General features: G+C 39.6%; 22 protein-coding genes and 1 tRNA gene. 12 read left to right on the forward strand and 11 right to left on the reverse strand.

The window, feature by feature from the left end:
* Positions 1-248: 248 nt before the first annotated feature.
* Genes pgaD through pgaA form a run of 4 tightly spaced genes read right to left on the reverse strand, consistent with a single transcriptional unit; the run spans position 249 to position 6,230 of the window.
* Complete coding sequence (gene pgaD, locus E0H77_RS01225; RefSeq protein WP_131374352.1) at positions 249-734, reverse strand: poly-beta-1,6-N-acetyl-D-glucosamine biosynthesis protein PgaD; 486 nt, start codon at positions 732-734, stop codon at positions 249-251.
* Positions 731-1,978: a poly-beta-1,6-N-acetyl-D-glucosamine synthase gene (gene pgaC, locus E0H77_RS01230; RefSeq protein ID WP_131374354.1), complete on the reverse strand. Its 1,248-nt coding sequence runs from the start codon at positions 1,976-1,978 to the stop codon at positions 731-733. The genes pgaD and pgaC overlap by 4 nt, the downstream gene beginning before the upstream one ends.
* Complete coding sequence (pgaB, locus tag E0H77_RS01235; protein WP_131374356.1) at positions 1,975-3,762, reverse strand: poly-beta-1,6-N-acetyl-D-glucosamine N-deacetylase PgaB; 1,788 nt, start codon at positions 3,760-3,762, stop codon at positions 1,975-1,977. Before pgaB ends, pgaC begins: the two co-directional genes overlap by 4 nt.
* On the reverse strand, positions 3,762-6,230 hold the full coding sequence (gene pgaA / locus E0H77_RS01240) for a poly-beta-1,6 N-acetyl-D-glucosamine export porin PgaA (RefSeq protein WP_165491471.1): 2,469 nt from the start codon (positions 6,228-6,230) through the stop codon (positions 3,762-3,764). The genes pgaB and pgaA overlap by 1 nt, the downstream gene beginning before the upstream one ends.
* A gap of 397 nt (positions 6,231-6,627) precedes the next feature.
* Between pgaA and E0H77_RS01245 the strand changes: the two genes are divergently transcribed.
* From E0H77_RS01245 to lon, 4 genes are all read left to right on the forward strand, one after another.
* Positions 6,628-6,713: transfer RNA gene (locus E0H77_RS01245), tRNA-Leu, on the forward strand.
* Between the two features lie 232 nt (positions 6,714-6,945).
* Positions 6,946-7,449 (forward strand): hypothetical protein, encoded by a 504-nt coding sequence (locus E0H77_RS01250; RefSeq protein ID WP_131374362.1) that lies wholly within the window; start codon positions 6,946-6,948, stop codon positions 7,447-7,449.
* A 68-nt stretch (positions 7,450-7,517) separates the two neighbouring features.
* Positions 7,518-8,108, forward strand: coding sequence for a 5-formyltetrahydrofolate cyclo-ligase (locus tag E0H77_RS01255; RefSeq protein ID WP_131374364.1), 591 nt, complete (start codon positions 7,518-7,520; stop codon positions 8,106-8,108).
* 128 nt (positions 8,109-8,236) lie between these two features.
* The gene (gene lon / locus E0H77_RS01260) at positions 8,237-10,666 is read left to right on the forward strand and encodes an endopeptidase La (RefSeq protein ID WP_131374367.1); all 2,430 of its coding nucleotides are present in this window, start codon (positions 8,237-8,239) and stop codon (positions 10,664-10,666) included.
* Between the two features lie 89 nt (positions 10,667-10,755).
* On the opposite strand, the gene E0H77_RS01265 is transcribed toward lon, so the two are convergent.
* The gene (locus tag E0H77_RS01265) at positions 10,756-11,145 is read right to left on the reverse strand and encodes an RcnB family protein (RefSeq protein WP_131374370.1); all 390 of its coding nucleotides are present in this window, start codon (positions 11,143-11,145) and stop codon (positions 10,756-10,758) included.
* Between the two features lie 300 nt (positions 11,146-11,445).
* On the reverse strand, positions 11,446-11,817 hold the full coding sequence (locus E0H77_RS01270) for an RcnB family protein (protein ID WP_131374372.1): 372 nt from the start codon (positions 11,815-11,817) through the stop codon (positions 11,446-11,448).
* Between the two features lie 566 nt (positions 11,818-12,383).
* Here E0H77_RS01270 and rlmH point away from each other — a divergent pair.
* Both rlmH and E0H77_RS01280 read left to right on the forward strand, forming a co-directional pair.
* A complete protein-coding gene (gene rlmH, locus E0H77_RS01275; protein ID WP_131374375.1) occupies positions 12,384-12,863 on the forward strand; it encodes a 23S rRNA (pseudouridine(1915)-N(3))-methyltransferase RlmH in 480 nt (159 codons plus the stop codon).
* A 35-nt stretch (positions 12,864-12,898) separates the two neighbouring features.
* Positions 12,899-13,675 carry a dioxygenase family protein gene (locus E0H77_RS01280; RefSeq protein ID WP_131374378.1) on the forward strand — a complete coding sequence of 259 codons (777 nt, stop codon included), beginning with the start codon at positions 12,899-12,901 and terminating at the stop codon, positions 13,673-13,675.
* A gap of 65 nt (positions 13,676-13,740) precedes the next feature.
* Here E0H77_RS01280 and E0H77_RS01285 read toward each other — a convergent pair whose 3' ends face one another.
* A complete protein-coding gene (locus tag E0H77_RS01285; RefSeq protein WP_131374380.1) occupies positions 13,741-14,571 on the reverse strand; it encodes a DODA-type extradiol aromatic ring-opening family dioxygenase in 831 nt (276 codons plus the stop codon).
* Positions 14,572-14,904: 333 nt separating this feature from the next.
* Between E0H77_RS01285 and E0H77_RS01290 the strand changes: the two genes are divergently transcribed.
* The 3 genes from E0H77_RS01290 to E0H77_RS01300 all read left to right on the forward strand — a co-directional run bounded on the left by E0H77_RS01290 (position 14,905) and on the right by E0H77_RS01300 (position 17,002).
* Positions 14,905-15,231, forward strand: a complete 327-nt coding sequence (locus E0H77_RS01290) for a hypothetical protein (protein ID WP_131374382.1) — start codon at positions 14,905-14,907, stop codon at positions 15,229-15,231.
* A gap of 151 nt (positions 15,232-15,382) precedes the next feature.
* Entirely contained in the window at positions 15,383-16,750 is a 1,368-nt protein-coding gene (trhP, locus tag E0H77_RS01295; RefSeq protein ID WP_131374384.1) for a prephenate-dependent tRNA uridine(34) hydroxylase TrhP, read from the forward strand.
* Positions 16,751-16,753: 3 nt separating this feature from the next.
* Positions 16,754-17,002 carry a YfhL family 4Fe-4S dicluster ferredoxin gene (locus E0H77_RS01300; protein ID WP_131313386.1) on the forward strand — a complete coding sequence of 83 codons (249 nt, stop codon included), beginning with the start codon at positions 16,754-16,756 and terminating at the stop codon, positions 17,000-17,002.
* 191 nt (positions 17,003-17,193) lie between these two features.
* On the opposite strand, the gene ahpF is transcribed toward E0H77_RS01300, so the two are convergent.
* The gene (gene ahpF, locus E0H77_RS01305; RefSeq protein WP_131374386.1) at positions 17,194-18,759 is read right to left on the reverse strand and encodes an alkyl hydroperoxide reductase subunit F; all 1,566 of its coding nucleotides are present in this window, start codon (positions 18,757-18,759) and stop codon (positions 17,194-17,196) included.
* Positions 18,760-19,317: 558 nt separating this feature from the next.
* Positions 19,318-20,571: a serine hydroxymethyltransferase gene (gene glyA / locus E0H77_RS01310; protein WP_131374388.1), complete on the reverse strand. Its 1,254-nt coding sequence runs from the start codon at positions 20,569-20,571 to the stop codon at positions 19,318-19,320.
* A gap of 202 nt (positions 20,572-20,773) precedes the next feature.
* Between glyA and E0H77_RS01315 the strand changes: the two genes are divergently transcribed.
* Positions 20,774-21,220: a hypothetical protein gene (locus E0H77_RS01315; protein ID WP_131374391.1), complete on the forward strand. Its 447-nt coding sequence runs from the start codon at positions 20,774-20,776 to the stop codon at positions 21,218-21,220.
* Between the two features lie 54 nt (positions 21,221-21,274).
* A complete protein-coding gene (locus tag E0H77_RS01320; protein WP_131374393.1) occupies positions 21,275-21,964 on the forward strand; it encodes a 3'-5' exonuclease in 690 nt (229 codons plus the stop codon).
* Here E0H77_RS01320 and E0H77_RS01325 read toward each other — a convergent pair.
* Positions 21,961-22,944, reverse strand: a complete 984-nt coding sequence (locus E0H77_RS01325; RefSeq protein WP_131374395.1) for an acyltransferase family protein — start codon at positions 22,942-22,944, stop codon at positions 21,961-21,963. The genes E0H77_RS01320 and E0H77_RS01325 overlap by 4 nt on opposite strands.
* Before the next feature lie 160 nt (positions 22,945-23,104).
* Here E0H77_RS01325 and E0H77_RS01330 point away from each other — a divergent pair, with 160 nt between their 5' ends.
* On the forward strand, positions 23,105-24,205 hold the full coding sequence (locus E0H77_RS01330) for a diguanylate cyclase (protein ID WP_131374397.1): 1,101 nt from the start codon (positions 23,105-23,107) through the stop codon (positions 24,203-24,205).
* Between the two features lie 211 nt (positions 24,206-24,416).
* Here the strand turns inward: E0H77_RS01330 and ilvD are convergent, their stop codons facing one another.
* Entirely contained in the window at positions 24,417-26,246 is a 1,830-nt protein-coding gene (gene ilvD / locus E0H77_RS01335; protein ID WP_131374399.1) for a dihydroxy-acid dehydratase, read from the reverse strand.
* Between the last annotated feature and the right edge of the window lie 367 nt (positions 26,247-26,613).

The raw sequence follows: 26,613 nt of genomic DNA on the forward strand, positions 1-26,613 counted from the left end.
AAAATAAAGTTGATGCAGATCATTAGAAAAGAAGCCAACTAATAGATTTCGCTAAAATTAGATTTAATCTAGAATAACACTATGGATCAACCATTTTATATTTAAATTAATAAAAGATTAATGATAAAAAAGTGATTAACTATCTTTTTATACTCCGAGAAATATTTAAAAGCCAATCACTTTATTATTTCATTCATACTTTCAAAAGCAAACAACTGATTGAAAACCCATTATTTAAAGCCATTCATCTATTTCACAACATCGTAATATTCTAGTAGCCCATCTTCATCATAGTGCAAAACAATATTAGATCCTTGTCGCAATTTAACCAAATCATTTCCAGTCAGTAAGAAATCTTTAGCAAATTCATCAATTGGCGTATTTTGAGATTTTTTTCTTCGCTCTTTATTATTAAATCTAACCCAATTATAGGATGCCCATAAAATTAATAATAAGCTAAAAATTAAAATCCCAATTCCTATGTGCATTAAACTCGTTAATTGAGCATACATTGCATCATTAAAAATATATTTTTTGACTAGCTTAAACTCAAAATACCACAAGAATAGCGTGATTAATGGAAAGATAATCAGAATAAATAACACCCAACCTATCAACTGTAAAAGATAGCCTGCTGTTTTATTTTTAACATAGTGGGGATTATCAATATATTCAGGTAAATCAAGCTTTGATTCATCCTCTATAATTTGATAATCGATGACTGGATTGCTCATAATTTATCTCCTTTAAAACCACGATCTGGACTGACCCATCGTGCACGTTTTTTAGGTAAAAATAATGCTCTAGGTACTGCAACAACTGTTGTTAATGTTGTAATTAACCAAAAGAAAAGTGGATACCAGATTACCCAAAAATAATTTCGAAAAAAGCGATTGCTGCCATCATAGCGTTTATCGATCCATAAGCTTATTGTAAATTGAATCAAGCAAGTAAAGCCGAGTATCGTTCCATACCATTCAGGTAAGAGCGTTTTAATAAACAATTCATTTGGAATATGGAAAAATACGCCAAGAAAATACAGGATAAAAATAAGCAGCATGATATAAGACCATGTGACGCTCATAATTGTTTCTAAAACAATAATCCACATACGGCGTAGTCGCCATTTAAAAATGTGTTTGATGTGGTCACGTAAGACTTCCATCCCACCCTGCGCCCAACGCAAGCGTTGTTTGAATAAACCAACAAAAGTTTCAGGCATATAGATATAACAAAGTGCTTGCGGAATATACTGTATATCCCATTGATTAAATTGTAGCTTCCATGAAATATCAATATCTTCTGTTAATTTATCATCAGACCAAAACCCGACTTGCTTAAGCGCAGTTTTACGAAAACCAGCGATTACACCAGAAACCGTAAAAAGACGACCATAGGTTCGTTGAGCGCGTTTAATTAAGCCGATAATTGAAGAAAATTCGCCGACTTGCAATTTCCCCAAGATACTCGAACGGTTAATAATACGAGGATTCCCTGTTACCGCGCCAACGCGTGGTAAGTTAACCATTGGATCTAGCATCCATAGCACCGCATGAGGATGAAGCAATGCATCACCATCAATACAAACCAAGTATTCATACTGGCTCACCAAAACACCTGAGCGTAAAGCAAATGCTTTTCCCTGATTTTTTGCCAAATGTACTACTCTGAGGTTTGCATATTGACCCTGCAATTCATCTAAAATTTGCCCTGTGCGATCTGTACTTCCGTCATTAACCGCAATGATCTCAAATTTTGGATATTGTGTCTGTGCTGCATAACGAATGGTATCTCGTACATGCTCCTCCTCATTAAAACAGGGGATAATAATACTGCACCCTTCATCTGTAGGTTTTGGAACATGACGCTTTGGATATTCACGTTTAAAGAAAAACCATATACCACCGACAATCCAAATCCATGCCATAAATAGAGGGTATAAAAAAGCAAAATCAAATAAATATTTTAGCCAGCTCATGGGACTTTCTCCAAATTCATATCATTTTTAAATGGATTTTTATAATTCAATGGACTGTCATTTTGGCTGAGTGGTGTATAAAGGTACTTGTGAAAAAACATCCCATTTTCTAGGTTATATTGATTTGCACCAATATTTTGAATACCTAATCCCTGTAAATCGATTAATGTTTTTTGAGCTGCTTTCCAGTCAGACTCAGATTTTAAATTTTTTGTATCAATACTGAAAGATATTCGGCTTTTTGTAGATAATGGCAAGCTACCAAATACCTTTTTCAACATTTTAGTTTGTTGTTTATCTGCTGGTTTATCTAAGATAAAATTAACAAATCCAAAATGATTCATCAGATTAGGCAAAACATTATCCATGGAACTTTCAAGATCTGGAGTAAGTGGCACTCGAAGCCCAAATCGAAATGTTTTACTGACATTTGAATAATATTCTGCTGTTTGTTTAACTTTATCAAACCATTTCATTTTTTCTGGCGTTGTAATCGCCGCTAAGTCACCATCAAACTCTAAAAATATTCCAGATAAACTGGTGTTATTTTTCATTAAATCCATAACAAACGGATTTAATTTTTGTGGTTGATTTTTAAAAGAACTCAATGGGATATTTGCATAAACATCAGCAGATACACGTGATTGAACCTGCCAGGTAAAACGATTCATTGCATCTTGTGACATCGGAAAAATAGTATTTGGAAAAAATACTTTTTCATTACTTTGGTCAAAAACATCTACGAAGACTTTATTTACAGCTAAAGCCTGTAGGCGATCCAGCATTAAACCAAGGCGATTATCATCATATTGACCCGATTGCCCAATTAAATCATCAAGTTTAATACTCAGACTATGCCGTATGTTTATTTTCGAATCTTCATGATAATTCACAACATTTAATAATTCTTGCTGCAAACCTTCTGAATTAGGATTGCCCAGCATCAAGATTCTTTTGTAGATTCGATCATTAATTTGATTAATTCCAGATCGACCTAAACTAAATGAAATCGGCAAACCCGCTTTTTTGGCAATATCCTCGGTTTCTGGCGTTACAGCACCATAAGGCCAAATTACTGCTTTGACTTGAATTCCTAGCTGTTTTCCCAAGATCTGTTTTGACTTCAATAAATCATTATAAACTCGCTGTTGGTATTCTTGATCGGTTTCATAGCGTTGTTGGTTTTTCAAATATTGCCGAGTAATTGCAGCAGGCTCTTCATTTCCTTGTGGATTTGCCAAAATCCCAACATGTAAACTGTCTGTATGACTGACAAAATCAACCAATCCTGACTTTTGCATCTCCCTCATTTCATCCCAAGTCATAAAATTTTCAGGATTCTTGTAAGTGATTTCATCATCAAATTTGGTCGTTTTGTTTGTCCAACCCGTCATAATCCCAAAGACAACAGGAAACTTATACTCTTTCAACAATGGAAAAACTTGTGTATAGCCGCTAACTAATCCATCATCAAAACTTAAGACAATTGCATTTGGAGGAAGTGGTTTTTTCCCTTCACGAGCATCAATGATTTGTTGCAGTGAAACAGGATGCCATTTTGAATGGCTTAACCAGTCAAAAAATTCAGCGAGACTTCGAGAATTAACCGCATATAGATCCGCATCATCTTTTTTCAGAACGTCTTCTCTTACATTGTGAAAATTCAATGCAATTGCTTGGTTTTGTCCTAATATGCTGTCAGGTGCTGCAGCATATGTTTGCACTGACAAAAGACTTGATAGCACAAAAGCATATGGCAATATTGTTTGACTAAACTTTATCATTAAAAAATACCCCTAAATCCTACTAGACCATAAGTGCGATCTTCTTGTTTTCCATCATAAGGGTGTCTTGTAATGCCAATTCCATACTCAAGCTGCCATGTGCGAGACAATGACCAGCGATGCAAATATTGCGCATTCCAAGTGACTTTGGTTCCATAATTTTTTTGATTGTAGAACCCTGTTCCTAGTTCAAAATGTTGCGTAAAGCTTTGGTTATATTTTCTCCATGTTACCCAATCATGCTGGAGAGTGATATTCATTGCATAGTATTGGTCAGGACTAAAATAAAGAGTCTCTTGTTTACTATTGGTGCCATAGCCTGCACTCACAAGCATATCGGTAATATGATGTGGAGATGCTTGTAATCGCTGAGTAAAATCAAAAGTCCAGTCTTGTTGTTTATTGCCATCAGAAATATCTGTATAGGCATAAGTCAATCCAGCTGAACGTGATTCATTCTGACGCCAGAGAATGCTTGTTGAATATAGTTTTCCATCTTGCTTATTACGTAGTGCTTGTAACGGAATCGGCACCTGACTGTTATATTGCAGACGGTACTGCCAATTATCATTGAGCCATTGCGACCAGTTGATATCGACACCTGTTTTTTCTTGATGCGAGTTTTGCGATAACGCCAAAGTTAAGTCTTTACGATTAGATGCCCACTCCAACCCTAGACCATAGCGATCATCTCCAATATTACCGACATCAAAATGACCACTACGATTTTGAGAAAAGGCAAAAACACGATAATTGTCATGCATCCATGGTGAATTCAACCATGTATAACTATCTAGATCTCGGGTTCCTCTTAAGCTTTGATTCACTTGATCCGAATTGCTATGCCCCCAATTGGTTTCATGAGTAATGCTAAAGTGATCCCGATCAGCCATTTCCTTACGGCTTTCCATCACACCACTATCATCTGGATACAATTCGAGTAGATGAGACAAATCCTTTTTCCAAGTTTGGATATTGCCCAAGTCTTGTTCATTCTTCATCTGATTAATTAATGTGTTTTTATCAGGCTCTCTACCTGTTAATCTTGCTAGAGTTTTCTGCGAATGAAGAGGCTGTTCCCTCCAGCGCTGTATCATTGCCAAATTATTGAGATAAAGTGGATTATTCGGTGTTTTAGCAACGATATCTTGATAGTATTTTTCCGATGTGTTTAATTCATTCCGATACGCGAAATTTAAACCTTTTAAGCTAATATACTCATAACGATCATCGGCAGTCGTTTTATCCTCACCCTTGGCATTGCCATAATGATACGTTGGAATGAGGTGATCGACATCCTTGATTAACTGATCGGCTTGTTGGAACTTTTCTTGCTCAATATAGGAATAGTAAAGACCAGAATAAACTTCCATATCTGGATAGTTTTTCTCTTGTAATAAACTGAGATATAAAGTTTCAGCTTGTTGAGGTTGTTTGATTCGGAGGTAAGCATTTGCCAGTGCATGTCTGACATACGCAGGCATATCTGCATAAGGGCGATTTAACTGCTGTGCATACTCAATGGCTTCGTTAGATCTACCGCGAAAGCTGAGAGCATAAATATAATTGTAATAGAAATTAAAATATCCAGGTTTTTCTCTTGATACTTGTTTCTGCAAATCTGTTGCTTTGGCTAAGCATTTATCCAAATCTGCATAGCTGGCTTTATCTCCTTCGCCATGATTCGATAAATACTTATAATGCGCTATCGCATTTTTAATATCTTGACTAAATTGCAAAAGTTGCAGGCTCAAAGATAAAGCTGATTTTTTGTCATTTAAGCCGCTATGGTTCTGTAGAAACAGCTCTGCTTCTGAAAGGCTTCCTGAGTCAATCAGTGCATAAAAATACTCTTCTTGTACACTCTCAACCTTCGGTGCTTTTTCATAAGCAAGGCTCGCTGCATTCAAACTTTCAATCGGCTTCCCAGACATGCGATATGCATAAGAAACTTGTACAAGTTGATCTGCATTTAAAGCATTCAAAGGAATACCTTTTAAAGTGGCAACTGCATCCTGTGGCTGATTTAATTCAGCATACAGTACTGCTTTCATCACTTGTAATTGAATATTTTTATTGTATGGTTCAAATTTTTTTAGCCACTCTAAAGCGAGACTAAATTGCTGTAGATCTCTTACCCCCTGAATGACGGGAATCTGAGCATATTCTGGAAATTGCTTCGGCTGAATTCGCTGGAGTAAAGAAATATCATCCTGATTAAATTTTTGTGTTTGAAAATGTAGAGTGAAATAATCCGCGAGTACAATTTGGTCATCGGGGTATTGAGATATTAATGAATGAAATAAAGACATACCTTGTTGAATCTGACCCTGTCTGACAAGAACAACCGCTTTCTCACGAGATGATTTTAACTCTACTGACTCCTCAGCAGCATGAGCTACCGATATCGGTAGGATCAATAGAGAGGTAATGCAACTCATTGCACTACGATAATTAAATATAGACAATTTTGGCATCCTTTTTTTAAGTTTTTGATATTAGTTTTTTGATAACCACATCACATTTTTATAAGAAAAGTATATTGTTTATATTTTAAACAAGCAATCAGTTTTTATTCTTTACTAAGAGTATATTTTCTATTTTTTACAATATAAATCATATATATAAGTAATTAAATTTGCATAATTTTATTTTTACTCGTCATATTGTGTTACAGTCCAGAAATATTTTAGCCTCATAAAACAAATTTTATGGACGGAAACCATGCCTCTTTCAAACCATCAACGTCCATATTTTTATATTTTCTTATTTTTATGCAAAAAAACAGTTATTTGAGTAATTTTAAAGCAAATACCACAAGATAGTGTTGCCAACAAAAATAACTTGTTTTATGATTGCGGCCATGCCCGGGTGGTGAAATAGGTAGACACAGGGGATTTAAAATCCCCCGCCCACAAAGCGTGCCGGTTCGAGTCCGGCCCCGGGCACCATTTTATTAAAACTGTTAAAATGGTGCCAACAAAACCCAGCGAAAGCTGGTTTTTTTACGTCTATAGATTTTCTGCACTTCCTATGTAATTACAAAGATGTAACAAAATTTTCAATTTTCATGTGTTTTTACAGCATAGTTCATACCTAGACTTTATACTTTCCCCTGCATGATTAGACTCCTTCTATAAATGCATTATATTTATTTTATTCACAGCAAATTCGGGGCATGTTATGAAACCAATGTTGATTGTCTGTTTATGCCTTTCTTCATGCACACTATTTGCCTGTAAACCCAATCATGTAAACTCACAACACATCAGTTTCAGCCATAATCAAACCATTGATATTAAAACAGACCTTGGAATACTACAAAATTTAGCGCAACGCCAAAATCAGGAAAGTTCTGTTTTTCAGCAAGAAGCCTTACATGTCATTCGTTCTGGTAATACTGCCCAGATTGAACAAATTATTCAAAGCATGCAGCAACATGTAGGAAAATTTAATCAGGAATTACGAGACTTGTTATTAAGTAGTGCTGAAGTTGATGTAATTCGTCAAAAAATGATGCATAACAATCAACTTAGCCTTGAACTTGCACAACAAGGCGCAGCCCAACGTCCAAATACTTCCAAAATCCTACCATTGCAAAAAAAGCTTGAACAGAATCAGCAAGAAATTATCGAGTTAACCCATTATGCCCAAGCAAAAATCAGTAAAATGACCAGTGCATCATAGGCGGGACTTTACTCGTTTGATTTTTATGGTAATACTTTAATCATAAGCCGAACCCAAATGATCAGATCATGAATAATGCTTTAGACCTCCAACAGTTACGTCGAGAGCTACGCCGTAAGCGTCGTCGACTCACCTGTTTTCAGCAACGTCAAGCTGCTCAGGCTGTATTAAGTCATTTTCGACGCGCCCCCGCGATTCAAAAGGCAAAAAAAATCGGATTATATTTAGATGCTTTTGGTGAGATTGTGACAAAAGGGCTGATTGAATATTGCTTTAAACTCAATAAGGAAGTTTATTTACCCAAAATCTGCAATATGAACCAACATTTACGTTGGGTCAAAATTTCTAGACAACAATTTTATACACGGCGTTTTGCACCACACCGTTTGGGTATGCTGGAACCCCAGCAACGCGGGATTGCCGTGCAGCATTTAGATCTATTGTGTATGCCTTTACTGGCTTGTGATATAAAAGGTATGCGTTTGGGCATGGGAGGTGGTTTTTATGATCGTACATTGTCTCAGGCTCAACATCATCCCTTTCGTTTAGGGTTAGCGCACGACTTTCAACGCCTTGATATTGTGCTTCCCCATCAGCCTTGGGATCAGCCGCTACATGCACTTTGTACACCACAATCTTATCGGCATTTTAACCGATAATAGACTGTTGTAAATTTAAGCAAAATCATGGTTTTTTATTTTTTTCACAAGACTTCCCCTTGTAATTTAAAAAAAACACATCACTATAAAAATCATGGCAACACTGTTGTCACTCATTAGGAGTGCTCATGACTGAACAAATTTTGAATCTTGAAAGTTCGCAAGAACTGACAATTCCAAACATATTACCATTATTAGCGTTACGTGATGTAGTGGTTTATCCGCACATGCAAATCGCGCTTTTTGTTGGTCGTGAAAAATCAATAAAAGCTGTTGATGTGGCGCGTAACAGTGACAATTTAGTCTTTGTGGTTGCACAAAAAGATTCTCTCACTGAAGATATTGATCAGGACAATCTGTACCAATACGGAACTGTGGCGAAAATCGTGCAAGTTGTGAACCACGAAAACGATGAAAACTGCATCAAAGTACTGATTGAAGGTTTACATCGTGCAAAACTAGAACAGATCATTGATCAAACTGAGTATTTCACAGCTGAACATACACTAAGCCCGATGAGTGTAGCATTAGACCAAGACACTCAGGATGAGCGCTTACAAGAATTGAAAGCATTGTTTGCCCAATATGCTGAAGCAAAATTGCGCAATGCACGCGAGTTAATTACTGCTGCAAATAAAATTGATGATTTGCAACAATTGTTATTCTTCGTCGCAACACGTGTTCCTCTGAATATTGAAGTGAAACAGAATTTCTTGGAACATGATGAATTCGAAGCACACTTAAAAGAGTTAATGACTTATTTGTTGCAACAATCTGAAGAGCAGCAAATTGAGCAGACATTACATGACAGTGTCAAACGCCAAATGGAAAAGAACCAACGCGAATACTTTCTCAATGAAAAAATGAAAGTCATTCAGCGCGAACTTTCTGACATGAATGGCGGCGCTGAAGATGACGTTGCCGAACTTGAAAACCGTCTTGCTGAAGCAGATTTGCCTGAGCATGTCCGCAAAAAAGCAGAAGCAGAATTTCGCAAACTTAAAGCCATGCAACCTGCGTCAAGCGAAGCAGCTGTTGTACGTAACTATCTAGATGTCATCTTAGATACACCATGGAATAAAGCCAGCAAAGTTAGCATTAACTTGCCAAAAGCACAGGAAATTTTGGATGCAGACCACTATGGTTTGGACGAAGTTAAAGCCCGCATTGTCGAGTATTTGGCGGTTCAATCTCGTGTGAAAAAACTGCGTGGTCCAATCCTATGCTTAGTTGGTCCTCCTGGGGTAGGTAAAACTTCTCTCGGCGAATCAATTGCCAAAGCAACTGGGCGTGAGTTTGTGCGCATGGCTTTGGGTGGTGTGCGTGATGAAGCTGAAATTCGTGGTCACCGTCGTACCTATATTGGTGCGATGCCAGGTAAAATCGTGCAGTCATTAACTAAAGTCGGCGTGAAAAACCCGCTATTTTTACTCGATGAAATCGACAAAATGGCTCAGGACTACCGTGGCGACCCTGCATCAGCATTGCTTGAAGTTCTTGACCCATCACAAAATAGTAAGTTTAACGACCACTATTTAGATTTGGATCTTGACCTATCTGAAGTCATGTTTATCTGTACAGCCAACAGTATGAATATTCCTGAAGCATTGCTTGACCGTATGGAAGTCATTCGTCTACCGGGTTATACCGAAGATGAAAAAGTCAATATTGCTTCACGCTATTTAGTGCCAAAAGCAATTAAAGACAACGGCTTACGCAACAAAGAACTCACCGTTCATGAAGAAGCAATTCGTGACATTGTGCGCCGTTATACCCGTGAAGCAGGTGTTCGTAGCCTTGAACGAGAAATTTCTAAAATTGCTCGTAAAGTCGTGAAAGAAGCGGTAAGCAAGAAAGCGAAAAGCTTGCATATTAATGTGACTGAGCAGAACTTGCCAGATTACTTAGGTGTGCATAAATTCGATTACGGCATGGCTGAGTCTGAAGCACAAGTTGGTCGTGTCAATGGCCTAGCGTGGACATCTGTGGGTGGTGAATTACTCACGATTGAAGTTGCTGCGGTGAAAGGTAAAGGTAAATTCATTACCACAGGTTCACTCGGTGATGTCATGAAAGAGTCGATCACGACAGCAATGACTGTGGTTCGTACTCGTGCTGATGAACTCGGCATCGAAGCATCTCGCTTTGATGAAACTGATATTCACGTGCATTTACCTGAAGGTGCAACACCGAAAGATGGTCCATCAGCAGGTTTGGCACTAACTACGGCATTGGTATCTGCCTTTACAGGTATTCCAATCCGTGCAGATATCGCGATGACAGGCGAAACTACGCTTGCTGGTCGTGCACTGCGAATTGGTGGTTTGAAAGAAAAACTATTGGCAGCCCATCGTGGTGGTGTCAAATTGGTTTTCATTCCACAGGACAACGTGCGTGATTTGGCGGAAATTCCAGACAATGTAAAAGAAGGTCTAGAAATCAAAGCCGTAAAAAGCATTGACGAGATTTTGCCATTGGCATTGACTCAACAACCAACGCCTTTACCTAAAACGCCACTTGTCGCAACAGTGACTGAAAACCAGACTGCTCGCCACTAATCCAATCAGAAAGCCATAAAAAACCACTTCTTCGGAAGTGGTTTTTTATTGTCTAAAATATTCAATTTTTCATCAATGGATTGAATGTTTTAATGAAAATGTGACCCGAGTAAAATTTGAGTAATCACACTCGATGCCACAGCAACCAACACAAAATCTCCATCAATCTGCATCCAACGATGACCATATGGAGGCGGTGGCAAACGCCGCTCATGCCAGTCTACATAATAGCGGCCATCCATATAATCACGTGGAATATATTGCCCTTCATGCCAATAACGTGGTTGTGGCTCATCCCAATGATGATAATGATGATGCTCGTAATATTCTGATGGTCGATCATCCCAATGACGATAATGATCATGCCCATAATATTCTGACGGTCGATCATCATGATCCCACGGATCCGCCAAAGTTAGACCCGATGCAAGACTGGTGCTGAATGCCAAGACGACCGCAATCCATTTTGACTTACGCATTTCTTTCTCCTGTCATTTTGCATCCAGATACCACTAGAGCAAAATATTGATACTTTCACGCATACATTTAAACTGATGTACGGCGTTACGCTTTTCGCTACTGTACGTCAATATTTAAGAGAAACCGTGTAGGTCTGTGCAGCTTTGTGCAATGCTTTGTCTGATTTTCCATGCTTAATTACTACAATTTTAGCGATTTAAGCAAATTTTAATTTTTTGATTTTATGCGTAATTTTCGGTAAATCCGCATAAAAAAACTGCTTCGAAGGAAGCAGTTTTGAGTCAAATACAGAAAGGTTATTAACGTGAGAAAATCGCCTGAGCTATGACACCTGTGGCAATTGCAATCAATAAGTAATCGCCATTCACACGTACCCAACGATGCCCACGTGGTGGATATGGCAAGTGATGCTCACGCCAGTCTACATAATCGCCACGGTAACGAGGGGGTAAGCGGTCTCCACGTGACCAGCGACCTCGGTGATCATCCCAATCTTCATGATGATGCTCCCAACCTGGTCCGCCACGGTAATCTCGGTGATCTCGATAATCCCCTCGATGATCATAACCATGACGATCTCCATCACGATCATGCCAAGGTTCTGCCATTGCTAAGCTACTGGTGGCTACTGTCGAAACCACTAACATAGTGGTTATAATTTTCTTCAACATCGCTATTTACCTCTTTTTTCATCATCAAGCCAAGACCTGACCGAAGATATTAAGGATTTACACCGACTCAATTTTATCATAAGACTTTGAAGAAGATGCATCCTGCTTAAGAAATAAGTTAGCCCGTAAATATAGTTTGATGATGTAGGAAGTCATTTTTTTATGTAATAAGTTTTACATATTCTATTTCAGATTAATCTATTTTTTTAAAAGATTCACTTTATTGTGTGACTTCTGTAATTTGCAGGATGATTTTGAACAGAGACACTGTGATTTTGGTCGATTGAAACTGCCCCCTCCTATTCCATAAAGCACACATAGCCTGAATATCGCTTTTAGAATATTTCAACTGTTTCAATGTTTGTTGCAAGGCAAAACTTTACTTTGTTTACCACTCAAGCATAGCTTTCGCCTTCTTGCGAAGCTTTAATCGCTTCTCAAGACAAAGCCTTGCTTTGTTTATCTTCTTACCACTCAAGCACAGCTTTCGCCTTGCACTCAGACAAAGCCTTGCTTTGTTTATCTTCGCTCAGGTTATAATTGTTTTTTTCTCAAAGATTGTCACGATGAAGATTCGCATTTTAACCATTGGACAGAAAATGCCTGCTTGGGTATTGACTGGTGTAGATGACTATTTAAAGCGGATTCAGCCGTTTGTCCAAACCCAATTTGTTGAATTACCAATGGCAAAACGTGGGAAAAATGACTCAGATGCCGATATCTTGAAATACTGCCAAACTGAAGGTGAAAGTATTTTAAATGCGCTCAAACCCAATGAAACCTTGATTGCACTGGAAGTCGGTGGTCGGGAACTGAGTACCGAGAAGCTGGCAGAGACTATGCAGCAATGGATGCTAGAGGGTCAGGATATTGCTTTAGCCATTGGTGGGCCAGATGGTTTAAGTGATGCTGTGCGTCAGGTAGCCAAGTGGCACTGGTCTTTGTCTAAACTGACACTGCCGCATCCTCTGGTTCGGGTCATGTTGATTGAGCAACTTTACCGTGCTATGAGCATTAACCATAATCATCCGTATCATCGTGCTTAAAGCATGATGCAACAGTTCAAATTCAGGTGAACCTTATGCATCTTCAAACTTTACCTGGGTTATTTATTTCTCATGGTTCTCCCCTGCTGGCACTCGATCCTGAACAGGTTGGCCCAGCATTACAGCGTTTAGGTCTAAATCTGCCTCGCCCCAAAGCGATTGTGGTGATGTCCGCACACTGGGAAAGTCAGGCACTTGAAGTCAGTAGTGCTGTGCGCCCTGAAACATGGCATGACTTTCGTGGCTTTCCTCAAGCCTTATATCAGATTCGTTATCCTGCGCCCGGACAACCAGAACTTGCCGAACAAATTCTGCATTTATTGGCAGAAGCAGATTTACACGCCCATGCCAATAGTACCCGCCCTCGTGATCATGGAGTTTGGATGCCGTTATTGCATTTATATCCTGAAGCAGATATTCCTGTAATCGAAATTTCTTTACCGATGGGTTATAGCGTCGAAGAGATTTTTAAGATTGGGCAAACTTTAAAAGAACTGCGTCAGCAACAAATTTTACTGATCGGCTCAGGCAGCATTACTCATAACTTGGCGGAATTGTCTTGGCATAATACACAGGCAGAAATTCCTGTATGGGCATCAGAATTTCGCAACTATGTCGTGCAAAAGCTCAGCCATCAAAACTATGAAGCAGTTCTAGATTGGCAAACTATTCCTTATATCCAGCAAAACCACCCAAGCCTTGAACATCTTGCACCACTATTTTTTGCCATGGGTTTGGGGCATCGCTTTACCATTGTGCATAGTAGTTTTTCAATGGGTGCTTTGGGAATGGATATTTACCGTTTCGACTAAGACTAAAAACTCATGAGCACATAAAAAACCGAGGCGCATAACCTCGGTCTTTAGCCATCGTAAACTTATGAATGCTTTAACTCGCCAAAGGCAAAATTCGACACCCACAGCCCACCCACAAACTGGGTTTCATGATAGGTTCGAACGGCACTCTCTTGCTGTGCTGCACCGACACTGACCATTAACGGCAATAAATGTTCTTCTCGTGGATGGGCAATACGTGCTGCAGGAGCTTGTTCCCACTGGGTCAACAACTGATTACGCTCTGTTCCTGTATGCTCAACAACAGTTGAATATAACCATTGATCAAAAGCTTTTGAAGGCTCACTTGCGTGTACATTAAACATACGCAAGTTATGGTAGCTCAAGCCACTGCCAATAATCAGCACATTTTCATCACGTAACGGTGCTAACGCCTGCCCCATTTGAATATGTGTTGCAGGGTCTAGCCCCTTTTTCAAGGATAACTGCACCACGGGAATATCTGCGGCGGGATTAATCACTTGCATTGGTGAAAACATACCATGATCATAGCCGCGAGTTGTGGTTTGCTGTACAGGAATATCCGCTTGTACCAGCAACTCACTGACACGCTGTGCCAGTTCAGGGCAACCTGCAGAACGATAGTGAATATGATAAGTATGCTCAGGAAACCCACCATAGTCATAAATCATGCCTGGCTCAGGCGTTGCCTGTACGGTAAAGTCTCGCTCTTCCCAATGTGCCGAAACCATTAAAATGGCTTTGGGCTTTTGCGGCAGGCTCGACAGTAACGCGCCTAATGACTGCGCGAGATTGGCATAAATAGTTTCCAGATGATCTGGCATCCACGGCCAAGGCCCACCGCCATGAGAAACAAAAAATACAGGCTGCCGAGTTTGAATTGTTGTAGACATGTGAATTACCTAAATTCGAATAACACAATATTATGATGCCACTTTACGATTTGCCTGAAACATAAACAATAAAGAAAATAGGACACTGTCATAAGTTCATGCAACGCTGTAAGCTTTACAATTTTTATCGTTGCAATATTATGGCTTGATGAAGAAAATGTGACAGCATTTCTTAAAATTTGCTTTAATGATAAAAGAATTAACCATTTTCCTGCCATATATCATATTTCTCCATACATCATAGCAACTTAGCTCCATACAATATCCACAACTCTTAGAGATAATGTCAGTGTGAAATCCACCACCTAATGAAAAAACAAGGTTGATCCCGAAATGAAAAATTTAACTGCTGCTTTAATCTTTGGCTTCGCTGCAACTGCATTTACAGGTACTGCAATGGCTGAACCTGTGCAACAGCACCCTCAAAAATCTGAATCAACAACACATAAAGTTGTACAAAAAACTGAACATGCAGCACATACCGTTGGGCATGAAACCAAACATGTTGCCCGTGAAGTTGGACATGGAACTAAAAACGTCGCGCGCAAAATAGGTCATGGCACCAAACACGTTGTGCATAAAGTTGGGCATGGTACTAAAAACGTCGTACATAAAGTCACTCACCACGACAACAAAAAACCAGCGCCAAAACACGACTAATTCATCTGCAGATTGCAAAAAACCACATCTTTTGATGTGGTTTTTTTATGTCTGATTGCTTCATAATTCCGACTAAAATACTGGGTTGAGCGCTACTCAGAGAATCACTAAACTATTCCCCTATTTTTTCTAAGCTTTTACTGTGTTTACCATGAAAACAGAACTTCTCTCACCTGCTGGTTCGCTCAAAAACATGCGCTATGCATTTGCCTATGGTGCAGATGCAGTTTATGCCGGTCAACCGCGTTATAGCTTACGTGTACGTAACAATGCCTTTGATCATGACAACTTACAAATCGGCATTAATGAAGCTCATGCATTGGGTAAAAAATTCTATGTGGTCGTGAATATTCAGCCACACAACAGCAAACTGAAAAACTTTATTCGCGATCTTGAGCCTGTAGTAGCGATGCAACCCGATGCCCTGATCATGTCTGACCCAGGTCTAATCATGATGGTCCGTGAGCATTTTCCACATATGCCGATACATTTGTCTGTACAGGCCAATGCCATTAACTGGGCAACCGTTAAATTCTGGAAAGACTATGGTTTGACCCGAGTGATTTTATCGCGCGAACTATCAGTTGACGAAATTGAAGAAATTCAACAGCATGTTCCAGAAATCGAACTGGAAGTTTTCGTACATGGTGCATTGTGTATGGCCTACTCAGGGCGTTGTTTGCTGTCTGGCTATATGAATAAACGTGATGCCAATCAAGGCGCATGCACCAATGCTTGTCGTTGGGAATATAAAATCCACGAAACACAAGAAGATGCCACTGGCGACGTGATTCCTGTCACTCAAGTTGAAGAGAAAAAAGCCTGCTGTTCGAGTGAAAATGATCAACATCAATTTGCTGAACCTGTGCTGATTCAGCGTAATGATGAAGACATGTTTGCTGCAGAAGAAGATGAGCATGGCACTTACTTCATGAACTCAAAAGATTTACGCGCCGTGCAGCATGTTGATCGTTTGACACACATGGGCATTGCTTCATTAAAAATTGAAGGTCGTACCAAGTCTTATTTTTACTGTGCACGAACTGCTCAAATTTACCGTAAAGCCATTGATGATGCTTTGGCGGGTCGCCCATTTGACCCAAGCCTGATGACACAACTCGAAGGCTTAGCAAATCGTGGTTATACAGAAGGTTTCTTGCGCCGTCATGTGCATAGCGAATACCAAAACTATGAAGATGGTTCATCACACTTTGATTATCAACAGTTCTGTGGCGAAGTGCTTGAACGCAATGGTGACTATATTCGTATTGAAGTGAAAAATCGTTTCCTTGTCGGTGATTCACTTGAGCTTATGACACCGAAAGGCAATATCACTTTTACACTAACTGAAATGCGTGACCTAAAAGGCAATGCCATTGATAATGCCAAAGGTTCGGGGCATGTGGTGGAAATTCCATTTGATGCCAGCATTGATGTTGAATTTGCCTTGCTGGTTCGCAACTTGCCAGATGCCACAGGCAATATTCAGGCAGCTTCTCTAGCCTATTCAGCAGGTTAAACTATGGCATTGTTGATTACCAACGAATGTATTAACTGTGATATGTGCTTGCCCGAATGCCCAAATACCGCAATTTTTGAAGGCAAGAAGGTTTATGAAATTGACCCACAGCGTTGTACGGAATGTGTCGGTTTTTATGAAGCTCCGACTTGTATGGCAGTTTGCCCAATCAATTGTATTGAGCCTGACCCTGCCCATGTTGAAGATCAAGCACAATTGATGCAGAAGTTTAAAACACTCAATATTGTGTAAAACAACCAAAAAAGAGCGACAATCTTGTCACTCTTTTTTTGACCTAATTAACAGGCTGCTTTCATCATTACATACACTTTCTTTATTTTCCTCCCTGAGCAAAATTGAAATATATTTCAATGCAGCGCAAGAGAAATAAAAGTAACTTATGAAAGAAGCCTCGCTAGATCAACCTTAGTTTTCAATCCAACTTATTGTCCTGAACGGATAATATAGTCAAATGCTGAGAGTGATGCTTTCGCGCCTTCACCTGTGGCAATGATGATCTGTTTGTATGGCACTGTAGTACAGTCGCCTGCTGCAAATACCCCTTTGACGTTGGTTTCATTGCGATCATTCACCACAATTTCCCCACGGTTCGACAACTCAACTGCACTTTCTTTTAAGAAGTCGGTATTTGGCAATAAGCCAATTTGTACAAAGATCCCTGCAAGTTCCACCACATGTTCTTCACCTGTAGAGCGGTCTTGATATTTCAAACCAGTGACTTGAGAACCATCACCCAATACTTCAGTGGTTTGCGCACTTTTAATCACAACCGTATTATTTAAGCTGTTCAATTTGTTTTGCAAGACTTGGTCTGCACGTAAAGTGTCACCAAACTCAATCAAAGTCACATGCTCAACAATCCCTGCCAAGTCAATCGCAGCTTCAACACCTGAGTTCCCTCCACCAATCACCGCAACACGTTTACCTTTAAACAAAGGGCCATCACAGTGCGGACAGTACGCAACGCCACGGGTACGGTATTCAGCTTCACCTGGAACATTCATTTCTCTCCAGCGTGCACCTGTAGATAGAATTACAGTTTTAGACTCAAGTTTCGCGCCATTTTCCAGTTCAACTGCGACTAAACCATTACTCGTTTGATCTGCACCTGTAATGTGTTTCACACGCTGTAAATTCATGATGTCGACATTGTACTCACGCACATGTGCTTCCATATCGGCTGCGAATTTTGGTCCTTGGGTTTTTTGTACTGAGGTAAAGTTTTCAATGTCCATAGTGTCCATCACCTGTCCACCAAAACGCTCTGCGACAATCCCAGTTTTAATGCCTTTACGCGCAGCATAAATCGCAGAGGTTGCCCCTGCAGGTCCACCACCAATCACCAAGACATCAAAAGCATCTTTGGCATTGATCGCTGCGGCATCCTTTTCTGCCGAGTTTTGATCAAGTTGTGCCACAATTTCTTCAAGCGTCATGCGACCTTGACCAATATGTTGCTCATCTTGGAACACCATCGGTACAGCCATGATTTTACGTTGTTCCACTTCATCTTGGAAAAAACCGCCATCAATCATGGTGGTTGTGGCATTTGGATTATAAATCGCAATCAGATTCAGTGCTTGAACGACATCTGGGCAGTTATGGCAGCTTAGAGAAACAAATACGTCAAAATTTGCTTTTAAATTTAAGCCTTTAATTTGCGCCAATAACTCATCTGAAATTTTTGGTGCATAACCTGAAACTTGTAACAATGCCAAGATCAATGACGTAAACTCATGCCCCATTGGTAAACCTGCAAAAAATACGCGAGGTTGTTCACCTGCTTTGGCAATACCAAAACTTGGACGGCGCGCATTTTCACCATCAAAACGTGCAGTGACTTGATCAGACAATTCTGCAATTTCAGTCACCAGTTCTTTTACTTGTTCAGCTTTTTCTGAGTCATCAAGTGCAGCAACCAATTCAATCGGACTTTCCAAGCGTTCTAAGTATGCTTTCAATTGTGCTTTAATATTTTGATCTAACATCGTATTTCTCCAAATAGAGCGAATTTTTTAACTTGGAGTTATAGTAACTCAAGTTTATTAATTGGCAAAATAGTATATTTTTATTCATACGATCGTTTTTATAGATTAAATAATTAAAAACTTGTTCTGCACTCAATCACTCAATTGCTTTGAATCATAAGTCTCAGTCAACTTTTCCAACATACAATTTGCAATCAGATAAAGTAACGATAGTCGTAGTTCATATAGCCATATTGAACAATCGACAGATTTACATAAAAACTCAAACTCACTAGCATTGTCACCGAAAATAGTAATAAACAGAGAGTCACACCATAATTGCGATTGCGGACGAGTAAGATACTAAAAATTTTACCCAAGATCTGAAAGCCTCATCAGATATCCCCTGCAATTGATAGAGAGTATTAAAATGATACGGCAACACCACAGCAATCAAGAAAAGAAAACTTATTTATAAATACATATTGTATTTAATTCAATTTTTATCGTTTTAAGCTTTCTTAAAATAAAAAAGCCTCCCAATAATTCAGGAGGCTTTTTTTCAGTTATACAAAAGGATTATTTTGCGTAAACTGGGAATTTTGCACAAACTTCTGCAACTTTGTCTTTAACAGCAGCGATCACACTTTCGTCACCTTTGCTGTCCAAGATGTCTGCGATCCAGTTTGCAAGATCACGTACTTCAGCTTCACCGAAACCACGTGTTGTTACCGCAGGTGTACCAATACGGATACCTGAAGTTACAAACGGAGAACGTGGATCGTTTGGCACAGAGTTTTTGTTCACAGTGATGTGCGCTGCACCTAACCATGCATCAGCTTCTTTACCAGTCACGTCTTGTTTAATCAGTGACAATAAGAACAAGTGGTTGTTTGTGCCGCCAGAAACGATATCATAACCGCGAGCAATCAGTACTTCAGCCATTGCTTGAGCATTAATCACAACCTGTTGCTGATAAGCTTTAAACTCGTCAGACATTGCTTCTTTGAAGCAGATTGCTTTTGCTGCAACAGCATGCATCAATGGACCACCTTGGTTACCAGGGAATACAGCTGATTGTAGTTTTTTCTCGATTTCTTCGTTTGCTTTCGCAAGAATCAAACCAGAACGTGGACCACGAAGTGTTTTGTGAGTCGTTGTAGTGGTTACATCCGCGATTTGTACTGGGCTTGGATAAACACCAGCAGCAACTAGACCTGCAACGTGTGCCATGTCAACAAATAGGTAAGCACCTACTTTGTCTGCGATGTCACGGAAACGCTGCCAATCTACGATACGGCTGTATGCAGAGAAACCTGCAACGATCATACGTGGTTTATGTTCTACAGCTAGACGTTCAACTTCTTCATAGTCAATTTCGCCAGTTTCAGTATTTAAACCATACTGAACTGCGTTATAAGTTTTACCAGAGAAGCTAACTTTTGCACCGTGAGTCAAGTGACCACCGTGAGCCAAGCTCATACCCAAAACTGTATCGCCTGGGTTAAGTAATGCTAAATAAACTGCAGAGTTTGCTTGAGAACCAGCATGTGGCTGTACGTTTGCGTAGTCAGCACCAAATAATTCTTTAGCACGGTCAATCGCCATTTGCTCAATGACATCAACATATTCACAACCGCCGTAGTAGCGTTTGCCTGGATAGCCTTCTGCATATTTATTGGTTAACTTACTTCCTTGAGCTTCCATAACCGCTGGAGAACAGTAGTTTTCAGAGGCAATCAACTCAATGTGAGCTTCTTGGCGCTCACCTTCAGAAGCAATTGCTTTTGCTAAATCTGGATCAAATTCAGAAATAGAGATGTTGGCAAACATTAGCGAGGGTCCTATCAATTAGGGCTTTTAAGCCGTGCTAAAATCGAAGCCTATTCTAGCACGAAGTTTCATGTTTTTCGGCATGAAGTTTACTCAGCTTGCAATAAAAATCGCTCAATTTAAGCCTTGATTTTAAATCGCTTGAATTCGGTTGTAGAATTTTAGAACATAACAAACTTTAGATTTTTAAAATAATTTTAAAATGTTGATATTGATTTGTTTTATTATAGGTTTTTGCTTAGGCTATTATATTCGTGGACAAAAACAATCTACACCACAACAACCAGCCATTCAAAACCAATCACCTCAGCGCAGTCACGTACAGCGCCTATATTCTAAAAGTCAGCATCGCTCTGACAGTGACCGCATTCGTGATCTCAATCAGCTCTCAACGCATCAGGCAGCTTTTTTACGTTTATTGAAACAGACTTTTTTCAATTATGAAGTTTCAATTAAACAGCAGCGCTTTTTTATTTTGGATCAGGACAAAATGCCACTTGCCATTTTTGAATACCGAGATGGTACACAAAGCTTTAAAGCCATGGATTATGAAGATGGTATTCCCGTGTATACCTATAAAGCCCTGATCTCAAGTGAAGCTTTACAGCAAGACCTAGAAATGCTGTTACAGCAACGACCATCACACTAATTTGTAGTTACTCTCAAGCAATGTTACATTGCACAAAAAACTCCTGTGATGGCTATGCATACTATTATTCTTGATACTGAAACCCATACGCTCAACGGCTTACCGATTGAAATTGCTTATGCACCGATTGAAATCCAGCAAGGTAAACTCAGCTTAGATAAAAGCAAGATTTTCGATCAATTGTATTCGGTTGGCGAACCCATTTCTTATGCGGCTATGGCGGTACATCATATTTTAGAATCGGATATTGCCGATCAGCCAATCTACACGACTTTTCAGTTGCCAAGCGAAACAACTTATATTATTGGGCATAATATCGATTATGACGTACAAGCCATCGCCCGTTGTGGCATCGATGTATCGCATTTAAAACCGATTTGCACACTAGCACTGGCACGCCAAGTCTGGGCAGATGCGGAAGCACACAACATTTCTGCACTCATTTACCAAATCAGTCGTGGTAGTGAAAAAGCCCGTGAACTGCTTAAAGGCGCGCACCGTGCCGATGCAGATATTATTTTGACTGCCAATATTTTGATGCATATTATTGCCAGTCTTGGCATACAAACTGTTGAAGAACTCTATCTCGCTTCTGAAGATGCCCGTATTCCTAAAATGATTAATTTTGGCAAGCATAAAGGCACGGCAATCAAAGATTTACCTTCAGACTATGCCAACTGGCTACTCAAACAAGATGAACTTGACCCTTATTTGCGAACTGCGCTTGAAAAATCAGGTTTTTAAATTTCCGTTTTTTTCGGAATAATCTTGGTAAATAACCATAAAAAAGCATTCGATAACATCTGTATGCTGCGCTGAAAAATGGGCAGCATACAAACCCAACAAGTCAAAATACTAGCGCAAAATGCAACGAGTAGTTGAATAGACGGCGTCACGGCAACATGCCATATATGACTCAACCACAGCACAATCAACCCATGCCACAAATAAATAGGTAATGATGCCTGCCCAAGCTGAGATAAAAATTGGGGAAATTTTCGCACGAGCATTGCCCAAGCAAACACTGCACAGCATGACATGATTAAATATTGACTGCGTATCAGCATTCCCTGTAACGGCGCAATATGCATTTGTGCGTAACTTAGACTGCCATATAACCAGTAAGATTTAAGCGGATGCAATTGCGTTAAACCTAGTAATCCCACAATGGTGATTACCGCAATCCCGTAAGTAAATGGTAAGCGGCGTAAAATATCTAGCCACGCTTTACCATAAATATGTCCCAACATAAAAAAAGGCAAAAAATTAAAGATCCGACCAATTGAAAATAGATAGTTATTGATTGGAGATAAACCGACCAGTAATGCCAAAATCAGACTGCATAACACAGGATAACCTGTTGCCTTGAGCCAACGTGTCAGTAGCACCCAAACCAGCATTGCCCAGAGATACCACAACAACCAATATGGCTGCCATAGCCATTTGCTGCTGATTTGCCCCGAATAATATCCATCGGCAAGCACATAAAGAAACTGAAATGGAATTAGTAATGACAAGAAATATTGCAATTTTTGGGAAATTTTCTGATCTTTAAACAAATAACCCGAAATAAATACAAAGGCAGGCATGTGTAATACATAAATGTTTTGTAAAAAGATTTTCGTCAGGGTATCTTGCCAGCCTAACAACCGTTCCAGAAAGTGCCCAAAGACCACCAAAAAAATCAGCAATCCTTTATAGATATCAATACTCTGATCTCGCATATACTCATCACACATTGACTGGGAAAAGTCATAAGCTTTACAAACGCATAGAAGCTCAAACAATTATAGGATTTTATTTTTATAAATTTACTTTTCTTTCGCTATAACCGATTAAAATTTGCTATATTAATCCAATAATAATCATTCCTAGGCATTGATTATGTCTTATATCATTCCTGATGAAGCAGCATTAAAAGCTCGCAGTCAAAGATTTGTCTGGCGAATTTTTATGATGCGCCAACTCGGTACAAGCCTGTGCTTTATGGCGATTGCTTCTGTGATGTGGGACATGCATTACCATCTGTTTTATTTCGCTTTGCTGACAATCAATGCTTTTGTCTGGCCAACAGTTGCTTGTCTGTTTAGCATGCAAGCGTATGATCCCGTCAAAGCAGAAAGCAATTGTTTAATTATTGACAGCGCCCTTGGAGGTGTCTGGATTGCGATTATGGGAATTAGCCCACTTCCCTCTTTGCTGATTTTTTCGGTACTGATTGCTGACCGTTATGCTGCTGGTGGTTGGAAACTTTTAAAATCGGCTTTAATCGCCCTCTTTCTTGCTTTTTTTGTGATTTGGGCTTTACTCGGTTATCGCATACATTTTGAGTTTAGCCAACGAACAGTATGGCTCAGTCTACCGTTGGCAACTATTTATATGGTGAGTCTAAGTGTCATCTCCAGGCATTTATCGGTACGTTTAAGCCAACGCAATCGTGAATTTGAACGTATCGCCATGATGGACCCTCGCTTGTATATCCCCAATCGACGACTGTTTGAACAACGTCTTGCCAGTACTTTTGTTCAAACCCAGCGTGAACAATCTTCCGCCTATTTAATGCTACTGGATGTTGATCATTTTAAACAAATTAATGACAACTACGGGCATGAAATTGGCGATTATATTTTACTTGAAATTTCCAATATATTACGGCAAACCTTACAAACATCGGACACCCCTGCTCGTTTTGGAGGAGATGAACTTGCAATCATTTCGATCAATTATAGAGAAGATGATGTACTCGAATTAGCTCAACAAATTTTAGAAAAAATCACAGCTTTGCGACTCACCAATCATGACTTATGTCGTGTCAGCATCAGCATCGGGATTGCTTCAGTTAAAGATGCGTATTCAACCACTGACTGGTTACGTAAAGCAGATCAAGCTTTATATAAAGTCAAAAATTCAGGAAGAAATGGTATTTTCTTGTATCAAAAATCTCAAAATGAGCAACAGACCATTAAAAAATCTTTCATAAAATAATATTGATTAGTGAAAGTGTTTTAAATATGAGTCAAAACTTTCACTACACTCAATTTAAATTATCAAAACAGCGCTTTTTCACAGTATTTCTCTTCAACCAATGACAAGTGACGTTTCACGCCACCATACATTCATCTTAAATAAAAAAATGCCAGTCAATCCATTGACTGACTGGCATGACTTCATCAAGAAGTTTTTTTACTTACATAAGTTATAGAACGCGAACTGCGCCTTTTGCAGCACTGGTTGTATGCTGAGCATAGACTTTAAGTGCTTTAGACACTTTACGTTTACGCTCTTCTTTTGGATGCCAGCCTTTTGCTTCTTGCGCAGTATGACGATGTGCCAAAGTTGCGTCATCTACATTCAAATGAATCGTACGATTTGGAATATCGATCTGAATAGTATCACCATCTTCAACCAAACCAATCGCACCACCTTCAGCAGCTTCTGGTGAAACATGACCAATCGATAAACCTGAAGAACCACCAGAGAAACGACCATCGGTAATCAAGGCACAGTCTTTACCCAAGCCTTTCGATTTTAAGTAACTGGTTGGATACAACATTTCTTGCATACCTGGACCACCACGCGGGCCTTCGTAGCGAATCACAACCACATCACCCGCTTTGATATTACCACCCAAAATTGCCTCAACCGCAGCATCTTGGCTTTCAAATACGCGTGCCGTACCTGTGAATTTCAAGATCGACTCATCTACACCTGCAGTTTTGACGATACAGCCATCCAATGCGATGTTGCCGTAAAGAACTGCCAAGCCGCCATCTTTAGAGAACGCATGTTCCAGATTACGAATCACACCTGTTTCACGGTTGCCATCTAAAGTTGCATAATAACGGTTTTGTGAGAATGCCACCTGAGTTGGTACGCCACCTGGTGATGAACGATAGAATTCGTAAACTTCTGGGTTTTCAGTGCGGATAATGTCCCACTTGTCCAGCGCATCTTTTAACGTTGGTTCATGTACAGTACTTACCGATGTCGTTAACAAACCCGCACGATCAAGCTCACCTAAAATTGCCATAATGCCACCCGCACGGTGCACATCTTCCATGTGAACATCCTGTTTCGCTGGCGCAACTTTACAAAGTACAGGCACTTTACGAGACAGACGGTCAATATCATCCATGGTGAAATCAACTTCTGCTTCATTTGCAGCAGCCAATAAGTGCAATACTGTATTGGTTGAACCACCCATAGCAATATCTAAAGTCATGGCATTTTCAAATGCTGCCTTGGTTGCAATTGAGCGAGGTAAAATGCTGTAGTCATCTTGTTCATAGTGGCGTTTTGCCAATTCAACAATCAATTTTCCTGCGCGTTCAAACAGTTTTTTACGGTTTGCATGTGTTGCAACAATTGAACCATTACCAGGTAAAGACAAACCTAAAGCCTCAGTCAAACAGTTCATTGAGTTGGCGGTAAACATACCTGAACATGAACCACATGTTGGACATGCTGAACGTTCAAATGCTTGTACTTCCTCATCGGTATAACTATCGTCAGCGGCAACAATCATGGCATCGACAAGGTCAATGGCTTTTTCATTACCACGGAATTTGACTTTACCCGCTTCCATTGGCCCACCAGACACAAATACAACTGGAATGTTCAAACGCATTGATGCCATCAACATTCCTGGGGTAATTTTGTCGCAGTTTGAAATACAAACCATCGCATCGGCACAGTGCGCATTGACCATGTATTCCACTGAGTCAGCAATCAGGTCACGTGATGGCAATGAATACAACATTCCATCATGTCCCATCGCAATCCCGTCATCGACCGCAATGGTGTTAAACTCTTTAGCCACGCCACCTGATGCCTGAATTTGTTCAGCAACCAGTTGACCAAGGTCTTTCAGATGTACATGACCTGGCACGAATTGGGTGAAAGAGTTGACCACGGCAATAATAGGTTTTCCAAAATCTTCATCTTTCATTCCTGTTGCACGCCATAAACCGCGTGCGCCAGCCATATTTCTTCCATGTGTCGATGTTTTTGAACGATAGTCAGGCATGTTATTGTTTCCAATGAAATTGTGCTTGAAATGAATCATCTCAGGATTCATTCTGGCGAAAGAATACTCACCTATAGAGTACTTGATCAGTAAAGCTACCGATATATCATACTAGGGTCTGTTGATATTTCACAGATACTTGCAACTGTGGTGTTTTAAGCTGATACAAAGTATGTTTTGCAGAGCTCAGTTTTTCTAAATGAACAGAATATCACCAAGTTACGGCAAAAATGCCCTGTCATTGAGTCTTGCGCGGAATGATGGCTAAAACTAAAAAACTCAACAGATCCTTAGAATTCCCAGTTTGTGGGCAATTTGGATGATATTGATATTTATACACGAGTCATGAGAAAAATTTTTATCAAAA

Source organism: Acinetobacter brisouioides (genome assembly GCF_004331075.1).
In the GTDB taxonomy this organism is placed as follows: Bacteria; Pseudomonadota; Gammaproteobacteria; order Pseudomonadales; family Moraxellaceae; genus Acinetobacter.

What these genes read in the sequence shown, in the direction of transcription:
- E0H77_RS01315 (WP_131374391.1), top strand. Translation starts at nt 20,774, where the DNA reads ATGTTGATATTGATTTGTTTTATTATAGGTTTTTGCTTAGGCTATTAT.
- E0H77_RS01320 (WP_131374393.1), top strand. Translation starts at nt 21,275, where the DNA reads ATGCATACTATTATTCTTGATACTGAAACCCATACGCTCAACGGCTTA.
- E0H77_RS01330 (WP_131374397.1), top strand. Translation starts at nt 23,105, where the DNA reads ATGTCTTATATCATTCCTGATGAAGCAGCATTAAAAGCTCGCAGTCAA.
- E0H77_RS01255 (WP_131374364.1), top strand. Translation starts at nt 7,518, where the DNA reads ATGAATAATGCTTTAGACCTCCAACAGTTACGTCGAGAGCTACGCCGT.
- pgaD (WP_131374352.1), bottom strand. Translation starts at nt 734, where the DNA reads ATGAGCAATCCAGTCATCGATTATCAAATTATAGAGGATGAATCAAAG.
- E0H77_RS01300 (WP_131313386.1), top strand. Translation starts at nt 16,754, where the DNA reads ATGGCATTGTTGATTACCAACGAATGTATTAACTGTGATATGTGCTTG.
- pgaB (WP_131374356.1), bottom strand. Translation starts at nt 3,762, where the DNA reads ATGATAAAGTTTAGTCAAACAATATTGCCATATGCTTTTGTGCTATCA.
- glyA (WP_131374388.1), bottom strand. Translation starts at nt 20,571, where the DNA reads ATGTTTGCCAACATCTCTATTTCTGAATTTGATCCAGATTTAGCAAAA.
- rlmH (WP_131374375.1), top strand. Translation starts at nt 12,384, where the DNA reads ATGAAGATTCGCATTTTAACCATTGGACAGAAAATGCCTGCTTGGGTA.
- ahpF (WP_131374386.1), bottom strand. Translation starts at nt 18,759, where the DNA reads ATGTTAGATCAAAATATTAAAGCACAATTGAAAGCATACTTAGAACGC.
- E0H77_RS01285 (WP_131374380.1), bottom strand. Translation starts at nt 14,571, where the DNA reads ATGTCTACAACAATTCAAACTCGGCAGCCTGTATTTTTTGTTTCTCAT.
- lon (WP_131374367.1), top strand. Translation starts at nt 8,237, where the DNA reads ATGACTGAACAAATTTTGAATCTTGAAAGTTCGCAAGAACTGACAATT.
- pgaC (WP_131374354.1), bottom strand. Translation starts at nt 1,978, where the DNA reads ATGAGCTGGCTAAAATATTTATTTGATTTTGCTTTTTTATACCCTCTA.
- trhP (WP_131374384.1), top strand. Translation starts at nt 15,383, where the DNA reads ATGAAAACAGAACTTCTCTCACCTGCTGGTTCGCTCAAAAACATGCGC.
- ilvD (WP_131374399.1), bottom strand. Translation starts at nt 26,246, where the DNA reads ATGCCTGACTATCGTTCAAAAACATCGACACATGGAAGAAATATGGCT.
- E0H77_RS01325 (WP_131374395.1), bottom strand. Translation starts at nt 22,944, where the DNA reads ATGCGAGATCAGAGTATTGATATCTATAAAGGATTGCTGATTTTTTTG.
- E0H77_RS01290 (WP_131374382.1), top strand. Translation starts at nt 14,905, where the DNA reads ATGAAAAATTTAACTGCTGCTTTAATCTTTGGCTTCGCTGCAACTGCA.
- E0H77_RS01265 (WP_131374370.1), bottom strand. Translation starts at nt 11,145, where the DNA reads ATGCGTAAGTCAAAATGGATTGCGGTCGTCTTGGCATTCAGCACCAGT.
- E0H77_RS01280 (WP_131374378.1), top strand. Translation starts at nt 12,899, where the DNA reads ATGCATCTTCAAACTTTACCTGGGTTATTTATTTCTCATGGTTCTCCC.
- E0H77_RS01250 (WP_131374362.1), top strand. Translation starts at nt 6,946, where the DNA reads ATGAAACCAATGTTGATTGTCTGTTTATGCCTTTCTTCATGCACACTA.
- E0H77_RS01270 (WP_131374372.1), bottom strand. Translation starts at nt 11,817, where the DNA reads ATGTTGAAGAAAATTATAACCACTATGTTAGTGGTTTCGACAGTAGCC.